The 14,721-nt window shown below is 63.5% G+C and carries 14 protein-coding genes and 1 tRNA gene; 9 read left to right on the top strand and 6 right to left on the bottom strand.

The features are described 5' to 3' along the window. Positions 1 to 188: 188 nt before the first annotated feature. Together FJ443_RS13585 and mgtE are read left to right on the top strand one after the other, a co-directional pair. On the top strand, positions 189 to 2,093 hold the full coding sequence (locus FJ443_RS13585; protein ID WP_181168624.1) for an ABC transporter ATP-binding protein/permease: 1,905 nt from the start codon (positions 189 to 191) through the stop codon (positions 2,091 to 2,093). Positions 2,094 to 2,383: 290 nt separating this feature from the next. Then, positions 2,384 to 3,748, top strand: coding sequence for a magnesium transporter (gene mgtE / locus FJ443_RS13580; protein ID WP_140664443.1), 1,365 nt, complete (start codon positions 2,384 to 2,386; stop codon positions 3,746 to 3,748). Positions 3,749 to 3,800: 52 nt separating this feature from the next. On the opposite strand, the gene gor is transcribed toward mgtE, so the two are convergent. From gor to rpiA, 3 genes are all read right to left on the bottom strand, one after another. Beyond that, complete coding sequence (gene gor, locus FJ443_RS13575) at positions 3,801 to 5,192, bottom strand: glutathione-disulfide reductase (RefSeq protein ID WP_140664440.1); 1,392 nt, start codon at positions 5,190 to 5,192, stop codon at positions 3,801 to 3,803. A gap of 118 nt (positions 5,193 to 5,310) precedes the next feature. Next, complete coding sequence (locus tag FJ443_RS13570) at positions 5,311 to 5,907, bottom strand: DUF2059 domain-containing protein (protein WP_140498615.1); 597 nt, start codon at positions 5,905 to 5,907, stop codon at positions 5,311 to 5,313. A 21-nt stretch (positions 5,908 to 5,928) separates the two neighbouring features. Further along, positions 5,929 to 6,624: a ribose-5-phosphate isomerase RpiA gene (rpiA, locus tag FJ443_RS13565; RefSeq protein ID WP_140498616.1), complete on the bottom strand. Its 696-nt coding sequence runs from the start codon at positions 6,622 to 6,624 to the stop codon at positions 5,929 to 5,931. Positions 6,625 to 7,011: 387 nt separating this feature from the next. Between rpiA and FJ443_RS13560 the strand changes: the two genes are divergently transcribed. The 5 genes from FJ443_RS13560 to FJ443_RS13540 all read left to right on the top strand — a co-directional run bounded on the left by FJ443_RS13560 (position 7,012) and on the right by FJ443_RS13540 (position 9,720). Beyond that, the gene (locus FJ443_RS13560) at positions 7,012 to 7,695 is read left to right on the top strand and encodes a phosphoglycolate phosphatase (RefSeq protein ID WP_140498617.1); all 684 of its coding nucleotides are present in this window, start codon (positions 7,012 to 7,014) and stop codon (positions 7,693 to 7,695) included. Between the two features lie 375 nt (positions 7,696 to 8,070). Then, positions 8,071 to 8,145: transfer RNA gene (locus FJ443_RS13555), tRNA-Val, on the top strand. Between the two features lie 196 nt (positions 8,146 to 8,341). Further along, complete coding sequence (locus tag FJ443_RS31160) at positions 8,342 to 8,515, top strand: hypothetical protein (RefSeq protein ID WP_181165341.1); 174 nt, start codon at positions 8,342 to 8,344, stop codon at positions 8,513 to 8,515. A 304-nt stretch (positions 8,516 to 8,819) separates the two neighbouring features. After that, positions 8,820 to 9,077 (top strand): PepSY domain-containing protein, encoded by a 258-nt coding sequence (locus FJ443_RS13545; RefSeq protein ID WP_140525200.1) that lies wholly within the window; start codon positions 8,820 to 8,822, stop codon positions 9,075 to 9,077. Positions 9,078 to 9,243: 166 nt separating this feature from the next. Then, positions 9,244 to 9,720: a hypothetical protein gene (locus FJ443_RS13540; RefSeq protein WP_140664437.1), complete on the top strand. Its 477-nt coding sequence runs from the start codon at positions 9,244 to 9,246 to the stop codon at positions 9,718 to 9,720. Positions 9,721 to 9,724: 4 nt separating this feature from the next. On the opposite strand, the gene FJ443_RS13535 is transcribed toward FJ443_RS13540, so the two are convergent. Together FJ443_RS13535 and FJ443_RS13530 are read right to left on the bottom strand one after the other, a co-directional pair. Further along, positions 9,725 to 11,620, bottom strand: a complete 1,896-nt coding sequence (locus tag FJ443_RS13535; RefSeq protein ID WP_140664435.1) for a murein L,D-transpeptidase — start codon at positions 11,618 to 11,620, stop codon at positions 9,725 to 9,727. 210 nt (positions 11,621 to 11,830) lie between these two features. Then, positions 11,831 to 12,577 carry an SDR family oxidoreductase gene (locus FJ443_RS13530; RefSeq protein ID WP_140525203.1) on the bottom strand — a complete coding sequence of 249 codons (747 nt, stop codon included), beginning with the start codon at positions 12,575 to 12,577 and terminating at the stop codon, positions 11,831 to 11,833. A 97-nt stretch (positions 12,578 to 12,674) separates the two neighbouring features. Between FJ443_RS13530 and FJ443_RS13525 the strand changes: the two genes are divergently transcribed. Further along, a complete protein-coding gene (locus FJ443_RS13525; RefSeq protein WP_140525204.1) occupies positions 12,675 to 13,289 on the top strand; it encodes a TetR/AcrR family transcriptional regulator in 615 nt (204 codons plus the stop codon). A gap of 72 nt (positions 13,290 to 13,361) precedes the next feature. Further along, the gene (locus FJ443_RS13520; RefSeq protein WP_140548470.1) at positions 13,362 to 13,763 is read left to right on the top strand and encodes a rhodanese-like domain-containing protein; all 402 of its coding nucleotides are present in this window, start codon (positions 13,362 to 13,364) and stop codon (positions 13,761 to 13,763) included. A gap of 8 nt (positions 13,764 to 13,771) precedes the next feature. Here FJ443_RS13520 and FJ443_RS13515 read toward each other — a convergent pair whose 3' ends face one another. Further along, the gene (locus FJ443_RS13515) at positions 13,772 to 14,683 is read right to left on the bottom strand and encodes an alpha/beta fold hydrolase (protein ID WP_140561218.1); all 912 of its coding nucleotides are present in this window, start codon (positions 14,681 to 14,683) and stop codon (positions 13,772 to 13,774) included. Between the last annotated feature and the right edge of the window lie 38 nt (positions 14,684 to 14,721).

Genomic DNA, 14,721 nt, shown 5'->3' with positions numbered 1-14,721 from the left:
CCACCTCAATCCCGCTGCCCCCCTATAAAAATTAATGGAAAATGATCAATTGGTGTTACCATCCGTAACAATACAAAAAAGGTTTGGGCGGGATTGTGATTCGGGTCGACAGACCACCGCAACTGTCAGGAACAGATGGACTACACAGCGATGCCGCAAGGCGGTCGCTTCTGACCCCGGTTTCCTCGATGCGCAGCTTCTGGGGCCTGATGCGGGCCTACTGGGTCTCGGACCGGTGGAAGGAGGCCTGGACGCTGACGCTGGTGATCGCGCTGCTCACCGCTCTGTCCAGCAAGGCCGGCGTCTGGTTCGCAGAAGCATCCGGGGAACTGGTCAACTCGATCGCCTTCTTCCACGACGCCGCCAACACCACCCCTCTCCAGACGCTTTTGGCCAATGCCGGTATTTTGGTGCTGCTGGTCGTGCTCAAGGACGCCGGCTTCACGGGCATCCGCAATCTCGTCTCAGCAACCTTGCACCGCAAATGGCGCGGTTGGCTCGACAGCCGTTTCAACGAGGCGCTGCTGGACGGCAACCACACCCATTTCCACGCCCAGCATGCCTCGACCGGCAATGGCGCGCCGGCCCCCGACAACATCGATCAGCGCGTCCAGGAATCGATCAAGGACATGACGGGCGGCGCCATCGGGCTGGCCATGGGTGTGCTGGGTGTCGCCACCTCGCTCTATTTCGTCGGCCAGAAGCTGCTCGAGACCTCCGTCGAGGTAAAGGGGCTCGAATTCCTCGGCAGCTATGGCAGCGCCATCCTCGCCCTCCTTGCCGTCGCCATCTATGTGCCGCTCAACACTTGGATCGCGGTAAAGCTCGGTGGCATGCTCGAGCGTCTCAATGTCAGGATGCAGCAGGCCGAAGGCAGTTACCGTGGCGAGCTGACGACATTCCTGCGCCGCAGCTTCCATGTCGCGGCCTCGCGCGGCGAAGGCGTGCAGAGGACCATGCATGGCCGCCTCTATGGCGATATTGACGGCACATGGACGCGGCTCAACATCGTCAACACCGTCTACATGTCGTTCGAGCTGATCTACAATTTCATCGGCGCCCGCATTGTCGCCTATGGACCGGGCCTTGTGCCGTTCATCCACAACGGCTTCGACCTGAAGGGCTACATAACCGGCTCCGAACTGGTCAATTCGCTGATCGGCCAATGTTCGTGGTTCATCCATGTCATGCCCGCCATCGCCACCCTGCGCGCCAACAGCCAGCGTGTCACCGAGTTGGCCAATGCGATCGAGAACGTTCAGCACCCCCAGGAATTCTACAGCCAGAGCGGCCGTTCCGACTTCCGCTACGCCAGCCAGAACCCGGTTTTTGGCTTGACTATCCAGAAGCTCGAACTGGCGCATCAGGGTGAGGACGCAACGCCTTTCCTCGTAGCGGCGAACCTGCGCTTCCGGCGCGGCGAATGGACCTTCCTGAAAGGCGAATCCGGCTGCGGCAAGACCTCGCTGATCAAGGCCATCAACGGCCTGTGGCCCTACGGCCGCGGCACCATCGTCTTCCCCGAAGGGGTGAAGAGTTTCTATGCAGCCCAGGAGGTCAAGCTGCAGCAGGTGACCCTGAAGCAGCTGGTCTGCCTGCCGGGCTCCGAGCACGACCATGGCGACGCGCAGGTCGCGTCCGCGCTGCACAAGGCGGGTCTGGGCGACTTCATCGAGAATATGGGCGACGAAAGCCGCGAAGGCAAAAGCTGGGATCAGGTCCTGTCCGGCGGTCAGAAACAGAAGCTGGTGGTGGCCCGCATCGTGCTCCATCAACCCGGGCTACTATTCCTGGACGAGGCGACCGGCGCACTCGATCCGGAGGGCAAGGTTGCCTTCCACCAGGCGATCAAGGACAACTGCCCCGATGTAACGGTGATCAGCGTCATGCATGAAGCGGTGGCGCCGCGATCGGTCACCGGCGCCGAGTTCTACCACTCGATCGTCGCGATCGCGGACGGCGTCGCCACCAAGAAGCCGCTGGTGCCGAGCCTGCCTCCCGAGCTCACCACCATTCTCGCACAGCCGGGGCCGGTGCCAAGGCCGGTCGACGACAAATGGCTGCGTTTTCCGCGCCGGCTGAAGCAGAAGTAGCCGGACTCGCCGCGGCATAGGCCGTCCAGCCATTTTACTGTTTCGGCGCGATACGCTTCAGCGATCACAGTCTCGCGACTGGGGCATGTTGCCCGCATTTTCCTCGATCACCTCGATTGACAGGGCAAGGCGAGCTCCTATGTTGCACCCGCTCGCAGACATCAAACTCGAACCCGCGAGCGGAAAGGTCACCGCGCCATGCCTGGCGACAGTCACAGTCGAACGCAACCGCCGTCCGCCCTGACGTGACCTCGACGGTTCACGTCTTGCCGGACGGCAAGGAGTGAACCATGAACGATTTTTCCCCCGTAGCGGACGACGAGGCCGTCGCCATCGCCCGCATCCTTGCAAACGACCATGTCGCAGACGTGGTCGAAGCGCTCAACCGCGAGTCGCGCGAAACGGCGACCGAGCTGCTTTGCGAAGTGCCGTTCGAACGGCTGGTCGAGATCTTCGACCAGCCGGAGCTCGAGGGCGCGCCCGAGCTGGCGGAGGCCTTGCCTCGCGCCAAGGCGGGCAAGCTGCTTACCGCCATGTCGGTCGATCGCGCTGCCGACATCCTGCGCGATCTTGACGAACCCGCCCGTTCCGAGCTGCTCGGCGTGCTGGCGCCCCCGCTGCGCGCAACCCTGCTCTCGATTCTCGGTTACCCCGAAGGCAGTGCCGCTTCGATCATGACGACGGAGTTCGTCAGCGTGCCCTCGGACTGGACCGTCGGCCGCACGCTCGACTACATCCGAAAGGTCGAGCGGACGCGCGAAACCGTCTACGCCATCTACATCGTCGATCCCGAGACGCATCTGCTCATGCGCTCGACCGGTCTGCGCCGGCTCATCACCGGCGAGCCTGACGATTCGATCCTGTCGGTGGCGCCGGACCGCGTGCCGGTGACCGTCACGCCTTTGACCGATCGCGAAACCCTGGCGCAGACGATCTCCAAATACGATTTGCTCGCCGTTCCCGTCGTCGATCACGGCAAGATCCTCGGCATCGTCACCATCGACGACATCATCGACACGATGATCGAGGAGACGACGGAGGACGTGCATCGCTTCGGCGGCATGGAGGCTCTGGACGAGCCCTACATGAAGATGAGCTTCCTCGCCATGATCCAGAAGCGTGCCGGCTGGCTGTGCGCGCTGTTCATCAGCGAGATGCTGACGGCCAACGCGATGCAAAGCTACGAGAGCGAGCTGGAAAAAGCGATCGTGCTGACGCTCTTCATTCCGCTGATCATGAGTTCCGGCGGCAATTCTGGCTCGCAGGCGACCTCGCTGGTCATACGCGCGCTGGCATTGCGCGAGATCGGCCTGCGCGACTGGTGGCGGGTGGCGTTGCGCGAATTGCCCACCGGCCTCCTGCTCGGGGCGATACTCGGCGTCGTCGGCATCTGCCGCATCGCGCTCTGGCAGTATTTCGACTTCTACGACTACGGCCCGCACTGGCCGTTGATCGCCGCGACGGTCGGAGCGGCATTGGTCGGCATCGTCACCTTCGGCTCGCTGTCGGGTTCGATGTTGCCGTTCGCCTTGAAACGCGTCGGCTTCGACCCGGCCAGCGCGTCGGCGCCGTTTGTCGCCACGCTGGTCGATGTCACCGGGCTTGTCATCTATTTCTCGGTGGCGCAGGTGATCCTGCGCGGCACGTTGCTGTAGCAGCTCTCCTAGCTGCGTCGCGGCAAGTACCTTGCCGCGGCGCGTTTGTCCGTCAGTCTACGCGCTCGCCATCCTTCACTCGGTAAGTCGGCTTGTACATGGTCACAAGCTCTTCCGCGGCCGTCGGATGCACGGCCATGGTGCGGTCGAAATCATCCTTGACCAGCCCGGCCTTCAGCGGAATGGCGAGAAGCTGCGCCATCTCGCCGGCATCCGGCCCCAATATGTGCGCGCCGAGTACCTTCTTAGACGCGCCATCGACCACCAGCTTCATCAGCATCTTTTCGTCGCGGCCGGACAAGGTGTGCCGCATCGGACGGAATGCCGCGCGATAGATCTCGATGTCGGGGAAGCGCTTGACCGCCTCGTCTTCCGACAGGCCGACCGTGCCGATCTCCGGCTGCGAGAACACGGCGGTGGCGATCGTGTCGTGGTCGGGCGCGGTCGGGTTGCCCTTGAAGGCGGTCTCGACGAAGCACATCGCCTCGTGGATCGCCACCGGCGTCAGTTGCACGCGATTGGTGACGTCGCCGATCGCCCAGATGTTTTCGACGTTGGTGCGGGAGTACGCGTCGACCTGGATCGCGCCGGTCGCGGTCATCTCGATGCCGATGCCTTCCAGTCCCATATTCTCGGTGTTGGGGATGCGGCCGATGGCGAGCATCACCTGGTCGACCGTCAGCGTCTGGCCGCCGGTGAGCAACGCGTCGAGCCGGCCGTCCGGCCGTTTGCGGATCCATTCCGAGACGGCATGGCAAAGGATCTTGATCCCCTTCTTCTCCATCGTTTCGTGCAGCATGCGCCGCAGGTCCATATCGAAGCGACTGAGGATCTCCTTGCCGCGATAGACCAGCGTGGTGTCGACGCCCAGGCCATGGAAGATGTTGGCGAATTCGACCGCGATATAGCCGCCGCCTTCGATCATGATCGACTTGGGCAACTGCTCGAGGTCGAAGGCCTCGTTGGAGAAGATGCAGTATTCGTGGCCGGGCAGTGCCGGGTGCGGCGCCGGACGGCCGCCGGTGGCGATCAGGATCTGGTCGGCGGTGACGGTACGGTCCTGGTCCAGAAGATGCACCACATGCGGGTCGACGATCATGGCGCGCGTGTGAAAGGCCTCGCCGCCGGCGCCCTCGACGTTCCTCTTGTAGATCGCCTCCAGACGGCTGATCTCGCGGTCCTTGTTGGCGACCAGCGTGGGCCAGTCGAAACTGGCTTCCGGCACCGTCCAGCCATAGCCGGCGGCATCGGCGAAATGCTCGGGAAATTGCGAAGCATAGACATAGAGCTTCTTCGGTACGCAGCCTCTGATGACGCAGGTGCCGCCGAAGCGATATTCCTCGGCGATGCCGACGCGCTTGCCGAGCGCTGCGGCGACGCGCGCCGCCCTCACCCCGCCCGAACCGCCGCCGATGACGAAAAGATCGTAGTCGTAAGCGGCCATTGCGCGGCTCCTTGAGCTTCGGAAAATGTGAGTGACAGGTAGGCCGCAAAGCATAAAAAGAAAAGCCCGGACAAGCCGGGCTTCACAGATGGCCGCAGGGCCGTTTGAAATGGCAGGATCAGTTCTGCGTGTCGTCGGCAGGGGCCGACCCGTCGGCGGGGGCGGCGCCATCGGCGGGCGCGGCCGCATTAGCAGGCGCTGCCGGCGCTTTCGCCTTGGCCGCCGCGGCCAGCGTTTCACCGACCTGCTGGGCGAGGTCACGAGCAAGCCCGTTCTGCCAGATATCGGCCGCTTTCACCAGGTCGCGCGTCACGGCCGGGCCGCTCTCGAGGAGCTTCTTGCCGGAGTCCGAATTGTAGAAGGTCGCGATGTCGTTGAGTTCCTGTTCGGAAAACACCTTCGCATAGGCAAGGGCTGCTTCCTTCTCCAGGTCGGCCCGGCGCGAGGCCAGCGCCAGGGCCTTCTCGCTGATCGTCTTGGCGATCAGCTCCTGCATGTCGGGGTTCTTCTGGATGAGCTGCGATTCGAGGGCGGCGGCGGCTTGCGGCAGGATGTTGTCGAACGGGTCGGTCGCATGGATCGCGGTGACCGCGGCACGCGCCGCCTTCAGGTGCGCTTCCGTGACGTCCTGCGAGAACGCCGGCGAAGAGAAGGCCAAAACGGCCGATGCCGCCAGAAGGACGGAAAAGCGGCGAACCCGGTTATGCAACATCATGGTCGATAGAACTCCCTGTTTTCAGGCGGCATGGACGGTTTGGATGCCATCGCCCCCGGCGATGATGGCCGCTGACGCCAGCCCGATGAAAAGACCGTGCTCGACCACGCCGGGAATGGCGTGGAGAGCATTCGATAGCGCTCTTGTATCCGGAATGCGGCCAAAAGATGCATCGAGGATAAAGTGGCCGCCGTCTGTAACAAAAGCCTGGCCGCCCGTCATCCTCAATGTAACCGGACCGGAAAGGCCGAGCCTTGCAGCCGCCTTGCCGATCGCGATTTCGGTTGCGCGCAGACCGAATGGGTTGACCTCGATGGGCAATGGGAAACGGCCGAGCGTCTCGACCATCTTGGACCGGTCGGCGATGACGATCATGCGAGCGGAAGCCGCCGCGACGATCTTCTCGCGCAGCAATGCGCCGCCGCCGCCCTTGATCAGCGTCAGCGCGGGGTCGACTTCGTCGGCGCCGTCCACGGTGAGATCGAGTTCCGGCGTCTCTTCCAGCGTCGACAGCGGCACGCCAAGTTCGCGGCACAGCGAGGCGGTGCGCTCGGACGTTGGCACGCCGATGATGGTCAGGCCCGTGGCCACCTTGTCGGCAAGCAGCCGCACGAACTCGTCGGCGGTGGTGCCGGTGCCGATGCCGAGCCGCATGCCGTCGGTGACATGGGCAAGGGCCGCCCGCGCGGCTTCGACCTTCAACTGTCTTGCATCCATGCCGCTTTTACCGCCCCGGAACCTGGTGTTTGCGGCTCCTACCATTTTTGCCGGTCCGGTCAAAGCCCTTGCAGCGGCGTAGGTTGATGACGTTCGGCCTCCCGTCAATGGTGTGCCCGCGCGGCCAGCGAGCGATGCGCGAGTAACGTTCATAGGAATTTTTTCTTATATGCCATTGACTGGGTGAAGGCAGTTATGCTACATATTTGCCTATGGTGCAGATTTGCGCCGGGACCCGCCGCACTGGCGGGTTTTTTCATGGCTGGCGGTTCGTCGCGAATGCCCGGTCCGGGGAGCTTGCTTGCCTGAACGAGCCTGCCCGGCGCTTGCCTTGACGCGCCGCAGCCTTTATCGCCTGCCCATTGCATAAACTGCCCAGGATGGATCATGACCCGCCCGATCATCGTGTTTGACCTCGACGGTACGCTGATCGACACAGCACCGGATTTGCTCGACAGCCTGAACCACAGCCTTGCCGCCAGCGCGCTCGCGGCCGTCGACGAAGCCGGCTTCAGGCGCTTCGTCGGCCATGGCGGCCGCGTGATGATCGAACGGGCGCACGCCGCGCAGCAACGGTCGCTCGATGTCGCCGAACACGACCGGCTGCTGAAACTGTTCCTCGACCACTACACCCTCAACATTCCCGGCAAGTCCCGCCCCTACCCCGGCGTCCTCGAGGCGATCGCCCGCTTCGAGAAGGCCGGCTACCTCCTGGCCGTCTGCACCAACAAATACGAGGCCAACTCGCTGGCGCTGATCGAGGCGCTCGGCCTGACCAAACACTTCGCGGCGATTGCCGGACAGGATACCTTCGCCTTCCGCAAACCCGATCCGCGCCACCTCACCGAAACCATCAAGCGCGCCGGCGGCGACCCGCACCGCGCTTTGATGGTCGGCGATTCGCAGACCGACATCGACACCGCGAAAGCCGCCGGCATCCCAGTGGTGGCCGTCGACTTCGGCTACACCGACCGCCACGTGCGCGAGTTCGAGCCCTCGGCGGTAATCTCGCATTTCGACGCGCTGACGCTGGACCTAGCTGAGCGGCTGATCGCCGCGGCGCAACATTGAACGGATAGCGGGCGGCCGGGACAGGTTCAATGACAGTTTCCTGTTTGCGGCGGATGCCTCTAATGATCGAAGTCGGCGCCGCCCCTCATCGCCCTGCCGGGCATTTCTCCCCGCACAGAGACGAGGAGAAGGGTCTGGCCGGAACGCTGGCGCCTCCATTGCAACGTTAAAAATTGGCGAAAACGGCGACACAGCCCCCTCTCCCCGTCTATACGGGGAGAGGATGCCGGCAGGCAGGTGAGGGGCGGCGCCGGCGCTTGAAAGAGTATGACGAAACCTGAAGCGATTGCCCCTTGTGAGAACGCCGGACACCGCCTTGACTTCCCGCACCGCCCTCCCTTATATCGCGGCTCGCTTGGCCTTCGGGCAACGAGCGGGCGATTAGCTCAGCGGGAGAGCACACCCTTCACACGGGTGGGGTCGCAGGTTCAATCCCTGCATCGCCCACCATCCAACTAAACTGATTTGTTGGATGACTAGGCCCCTCCACTTTGTCCAAAAAAGCTACTGGCGCGTAGGCCAAACAGCTTGGCGCCTCGCCCTTATTGATTTTGGGTTTCCGTCACCATCTGTCGGTTTGTTTGTATGCAAATCAGTTGGGCGACGCTATGGTAGCTTCCTCAACGTCAGATTCTCGGGGGAGAACATGGCAGAACACGCCGTTGAAATCGTCAGGGAAAAGTCGTGGTCGGTTCGCGTGACCGTCAATGGCGTCACCACCACCGTCCCATTCTCAGCCGAAAGCTATGCGCGCTCATACGCCGACGGTCAGGCGTTCCGGCTGGGTGTGCAGGTGGCAGAGCTTAAGCGGTCAGCCTGACGCGTGGGGGTTGAGAAGCCCTCCGAAAAATTGCAGGTAGGCGACGAAAGCCGGATCATGTGGGGCGACGGCGAGCGGGCTCGGCCCGTGCGGGCGAGCAGGTATTCGAGAATCGCGATCGATTCGACCATGATCATTCGCCGTCTTGTAGCGCCGGGACAAAGCCGGCGGGGTTGATTGCAAGAAAATCGGGAATTGCTCGAGGGCAGTCACAAAGCCGATGCATAGCCTGGCCATCCATCCCGCCTGGGGAACAAACCTCCCCATCACTGAGTTTCCCCCTGTCGAAACTTGAGGGAAAACCATGACCAGATTTCTCGTGGCGACAAGCGTCGCCGTTCTTCTCGGCTCCGGCCCGGTTCTGGCGGCCGACGAAAAACCGCTGCCGCCGCCCAATGCCAAGAAATTGTCCGACATCATCGCCAAGGTCGAGCAGCGCGATGGCTTCCGCTATGTCAAGGAGGTCGACTGGGATGATGGCGCCTATACCGTCACCTACTACACCGCCGACAAGGCGAAGGTCGAAATCACCTATGATCCGGTGACAGCCGAACCCAGATAGCTTCGTCAGGGGAAACCTGCGGGACGGGCAACCCGTTCTACGATCCCTCCCGGCAATGATCACCGGTCCCATCTGAAAATGCCGAGCCTGCGGCGTGAGATGTGCCCGCCCTTGCGCCAATGCACCTTTGATGGCTGATTACAGCGGAGCTTCACGGGGGGTATGCATGGCGACGGCCAGGCATGTGTTGAAACGTATCTTGATGGTGCTTGCCGGCTATCTCGTCGCCGTGCTGGTCGGCCTGATCGCCGTTGTCGCGATCTATGCCGTGCTGAGCTCCCTACCCAATGCGCCCCGGTATTTCGACCTCATGGGCGTCTCGCCGATCGCGGCGCTGGTGGTGCCGCCGCTCGGCATGTTCATCTATTTCCTGACGATCGTGCTGACCGGGGTGCAGACATTGGTGTTCGCATTGATCGTCGAATGCTTCTCGTTGCGCGGCTTCTGGCTACACATGCTCTTCGGCGGTGCGGCGGCGGTCGGCGGCTTTGCCCTGATCTGGCCGAGCGCGCTCGAGGACATGGCGTCGGAGCGCTGGGCCGATATAGGCATCATCGCCGCTGCCGGCCTGGTCGCCGGGCTTGTCTACTGGCTGATCGCAGGGCGCGACGCCGGTTTCCGGCGACCGCTCTCGGCCCGCTGAATTCTCAGCTCGACGGCGAGCGTGCCGCTTCGGTGGCGTCCAGGGCCTGCTTCAACCGCGTGTCCCGGTCGTAGACGTCGTTGAAGTATTCGACCTTGCCGGACATGTCGGGCCATGCAGTGAAATAGGCGACGTAGACCGGGATTGTGCGCGTCACGCTCTCGGTCGAATGGCCGTGCTTCAGCTTCTCGGCGATATCGTCGACCGAGGTGCCCAGCACCGCAGCCGCCATGCCCCGCGGATCCTGCAGCCGCACGCAACCATGGCTGAGCGCGCGCATATCGCGCTGGAAGAACGACTTCTGCGGTGTGTCATGCATGTAGATGGCGTGCTTGTTGGGGAACAGGATCTTCAATTCGCCCAGCGCATTGGCCTCGCTCGGGAGTTGGCGCACGCTGTAGGGGATGTTCGCGCCATAGCCGCCCCAGTTGACCGCCGAGGACGGAATGCGCTTGCCGCGCGAATCGGTCACCTCATAGCCGGCCCGGTCGAGATAACCCGGATCGCTGCGCAATCTCGGCAGCATTTCGTTGACGATGATCGACTGCGGCACCCCCCAATAAGGATGGAAGTCGACCTGCTTGATCTGGTCGTAGAAGAAGGCGGTCTGGTTGGTGGTCCTGCCGATGACCGCACGGGTTTTCAGCTTTTCCTCGCCATTGTCGATGTAGCTCGCCGTGAAGGCCGGCTGGTTGATGAACACACGCGGGCTGCTGAGGTCGGATGGCAGCCAGCGCAGTTCTTCCAGCGCCACCTGTACCTTGAGCAGCCGGTCGGCCTTGGACGTTCCGGCCAGCGACGCGACGGTGCGCGGTCCGATGACGCCGTCGCCCTTCATGCCTGCTTTTTGCTGCACCGCCTTGATGACCGGGACCAGCTCAGGGAGGTAGACGTCGCTGGTGGCGAGCCGCGACAGCACTTCGCCGTAGGCGCCGCCCATCTCGTCGTCGAGATTGCGCGCGATCAGGCTCAGCAGCTTGGGAAGCTCGGGACTGGTTTCGCCCGGCTTCAGCAACAGCTTGGGATCGACGACGATCTCGTTTTCGGCGCTCGCTTGCAGCGACTCCAACTCGACGCGCAGCGCCTGGTACTCCGGGTTCTGCGGATGCCGCGATTCGAGATAGGTGCGCACTTCCTGGGTGTGCGCCAGCGTCTTCAAAACGCCTTCCATGTCGAGCGGCTTGGCGGGGAAATCATAGTAGCCGGTCATGCGGTTGGGTTCGACGCGGCCGCTTTGGGCATCATGGACATAGCGAAGCACGCGAGCCGACAGCGCCATTTCGAAGCGCACGAACTCCTTCAAACGTGCAGCGGCGTCACCAGTCGACGCAGCGGCGGTCGGCACGTCGACCGTGTAGTCGGACGGTGCCAGGCCGTAGCTCGCCGCCTCGCCAAGCACCCGCACCGCGTCCTGTGCGCGGCTGTTGGCGTTGGCTCCGGTCACCCAGATGAAATCCGGATTGGCCGAATAATAGGCGATCAGCGCCTTGGCGATATCCGGCTCCGCATAGAGCTCGTAGTCGCTCAGTCCGGCGATTGCCTCGCGAAAGGCGTTGCCGGTGGCTGAGGGCACGAAGGCGGCGTCCTGCGGCGTCGCCGGCTGCGGCGCTGCCGTAAGCGCCGAGAAGTCGACGCGCACGAGCTTGTCGGCTTTGTAGGTGTAGTAGGAAGGGCTGCTGATCTTCACGCTGCCGCCGCCACCACCGCCGGCGGATACGTTGGGGTTCGGCTTGCGCCTTGGTGGCGGAGGAGGAAACTCACCTCGCGGCTCGTGCCTTACGCCGCCGCCGAAAAGCATGTCGAAAAGCCCCTGCGCGCCTGCTTGCGGCGTTCCCAGGGCCAGCGTCGCCACGAGCGCTGCAAGCGGCAACGCGGTAGCTTTGTTTCCCGGCAATTTCATGGTCACCCGCTCCAGCCGCAACCGGCTCCGTTCCGCACGCTCGTGCGTCTTGCCCACCGCATGGCGGATGTAAGACGCGACTATACCGATTCATACCGATTTCGTTAAGCTTTCATAAATTTTGGGGCAGCTGTGGCAGAACGGTTTCACAACATCGTGACGGCCGGAGCGGACACAATCCGCTCCGGCCGTCGAAGCGGGCGGGCGACGTCAGGCGTTGGCGCCGCCATCGATGGTCAGCGCGGCGCCGGTCACGAAGCGCCCCTCGGGACCGGCGAGCCAGGCGACCATGCCGGCGACCTCATCGGCGTCGCCGAAACGCGGTGTGGCCATTTTTTCCCGCTGATGCTCGGCATGCGGACCGCTTGCCGGATTCATGTCGGTGTCCGTCGAGCCCGGATGGACGATATTGGCGGTAATGCCGCGCGCACCGAGGTCGCGTGCCAGGGCTTTGGTTAGTCCGACCAGCGCCGCCTTGCTCGCGGAATAGGCACTGAGGCTTGTGTCGGTCACACGCTCCGCCAGATTGCTGCCGATGGAGATAATCCTGCCGCCCTCGCCCATATGTGCCACCGCGGCCTTGGAGGCGACGAACGGCGCTCTCAGGTTGACCTCCATGGTTTCATCGAAGTCGGCGAGCGACAGGGTGTCGATGGGCGCGGCGCGCCAGATGCCCGCGCTGTTGACCAATATGTCGAGCCGTCCGAAGGCAGAAGCAACATCGTCGACCGCCCTCGCGACCGCCGCGGCGTCGCGGTTGTCGGCCTTGATGGCGATGGCGCGTCCGCCATTGGCCTCGATCTCGCCGACCACCGCACGGGCCTGCTCCTCGCCATTGACATAGGTCAGTGCCACGCTGGCGCCGTCTGCCGCCAGCTTGCGAGCGATCGCTGCGCCGATGCCGCGGCTGCCGCCGGTGACGAGCGCGGCCTTGCCGCTCAAACGATTCGGTGACATCGATTTCTCCTTTCTGTAATGATCGATACAGAAATAGATGTCAGGCTTGTTCGGCCCCGTCAACTGATTTATGTATCGATCAGCACAGAAAGAGATCATGCCGGAACGAGGACGCCCCCGCACCTTCGACAGAACCGCCGCCTTACGGCGCGCGATGGAGGTGTTTTGGGCCAAGGGTTATGAAGGCACGTCGATAAGCGACCTGACCGGGGCGATGGGCATCAATTCGCCAAGTCTCTACGCCGCCTTCGGCAGCAAGGAAGCGCTCTTCCTCGAGGCGACCGAGTTTTACACGCAGGCCGAAGGCACGGACATCTGGACCGCGCTGGACGAGGCGCCAACGGCACGTGAGGCGATCGAGGCTTTCCTGCGTCAGACCGCCAAGGCCTATTCGCAGACCGACCGCCCGCAAGGATGCCTGGTCACGCTCGGCGCGTTGCATCAGGACAGCTCGCGCGGCGCCATCTGCAACGACCTGCGCCGTCGGCGCGCCGAAAACCACGCAGCCTTGCAGAGGCGGTTGGAGCGTGGCGTGGCCGAGGGCGAATTGCCGAGGAGTTTCGACTGCGAAGCCGCCGCGACCTTTTTCGCGACGGTTCAACACGGCATGTCGATCCAGGCGCGCGACGGTGCTTCGCATGCGGCCCTGCTGGCAACCGTGGAGGGGGCAATGGCCGCCTGGAAGATGATAGCCGGTACCGACGCGGGATGACAAACGCCGGGCGTTGTGCTCGAAATCCGAACGGACGGAGCGCCAGTCTAAACGGGCCGGGAGGATCGGACGGTGAAAAAGGGTTATCGCGAACTGCTGGATGAGGCGAATGCCGAGATCGAAGTGCTTTCGCCCGAGGAAGCGGCAGCCCTGATCGAGGACGAAGGCACCATCTTTGTCGACCTGCGAGATCCTCGCGAGATTGAACGCGACGGCAGGATTCCCGGCGCCAAACATGTCACCCGTGGCATGCTGGAATTCTGGATCGATCCCGAGAGCCCTTACCACAAGCCGTTCTTCGCTTCGGGAAAGAGCTTTGTCTTCTTCTGCGCCGGCGGCTGGCGTTCGGCGCTCGCCACCAAGACCGCGCAGGACATGGGGCTGTCGCCGGTCAAGCATATCCTTGGCGGCTACACCGCCTGGAAGGCGGCCGGACTGCCGGTGGAACCCGGCGAGAAGAAGAAACAGCCCTGATTGCGCGCTCAATGGAGCAGCGACGGCTCCCGGTGCGCGGCCACGAAGCTGACGGCGCGTTCCACCACGCCCTTGTCCGCCAGGATGCGGCGATGGCCGAGCCCTTCGGCCCAGTGGAGCAACACATGGTCACCGGCGCCGGCATAACGCCAGGCATGATCGGCCGAGACTTCGCGATCGTCGGGTGCGTGGATGACCAGCGTCGGCACCGGCGCCTGGGCAAGCTGGCGATCGCCGGTGAATTCGTGCAGCGGCCGGCCGGAAAGATGTTCGACACGGTCCGCCATGGCGGCCTGCGAGCGCGGACCGACATTGAGCATGCGACTGAAGTCGGCGAAGATGGCCGGCAATGAACTCGGCGCGGCGATCAGCACCAGGCGCCCGGCCGCCAGCGGCGCAATGTTCCTGATCGATCCGGCAATTGCATTGGCGGCGACGGCGCCGCCGAAGGAATGACCGACCACCGCCGCGAACGGGCCGAACCATTCGCCCGCGATTCGCACCGCATCCACGGCATTGACCATGTTCAACCGCCGGCCATGCGATTGGCCGTGGCCGGGAAGGTCGAGCGAGACGACCCTGTAGCCGGCGGCGCGGTAGCCCTCGATCAGCATGCGCATATATTCGGTGCGCGAGCGCCAGCCATGGACGACGAGAACCGTGCCGGCGGACGCCCTGCCCGGCTCCGGACGGAATTCATGCACCATGACGCAGCCGGATCCGGCTTTCAGCCGGTGATGCCGCGCTTCAGCCATGAAATCTGCCGCGCGGTCGACGGCACGGCGTTCGCCCTCGCTCAGCACCCTGGCGTTCGGCGTACGGCAGAACAGCTCGAATGCGGCGCGCCCCGTAAGGCGCGGGGCGACGTGTTCGGCGGCCCCGAATACACCCCGGATGACCTTCAGTCCGAATGATGCCATAGTGGGACTCCATCCATACGTTCAAGCATGAACATAAT

The sequence above is a fragment of the Mesorhizobium sp. B2-6-1 genome (assembly GCF_006440475.1).
Taxonomy (GTDB): domain Bacteria; phylum Pseudomonadota; class Alphaproteobacteria; order Rhizobiales; family Rhizobiaceae; genus Mesorhizobium.
The sequence above is the reverse complement of the archived record's forward strand: the minus strand, read 5'-3'. Positions and strand labels throughout refer to the sequence as shown.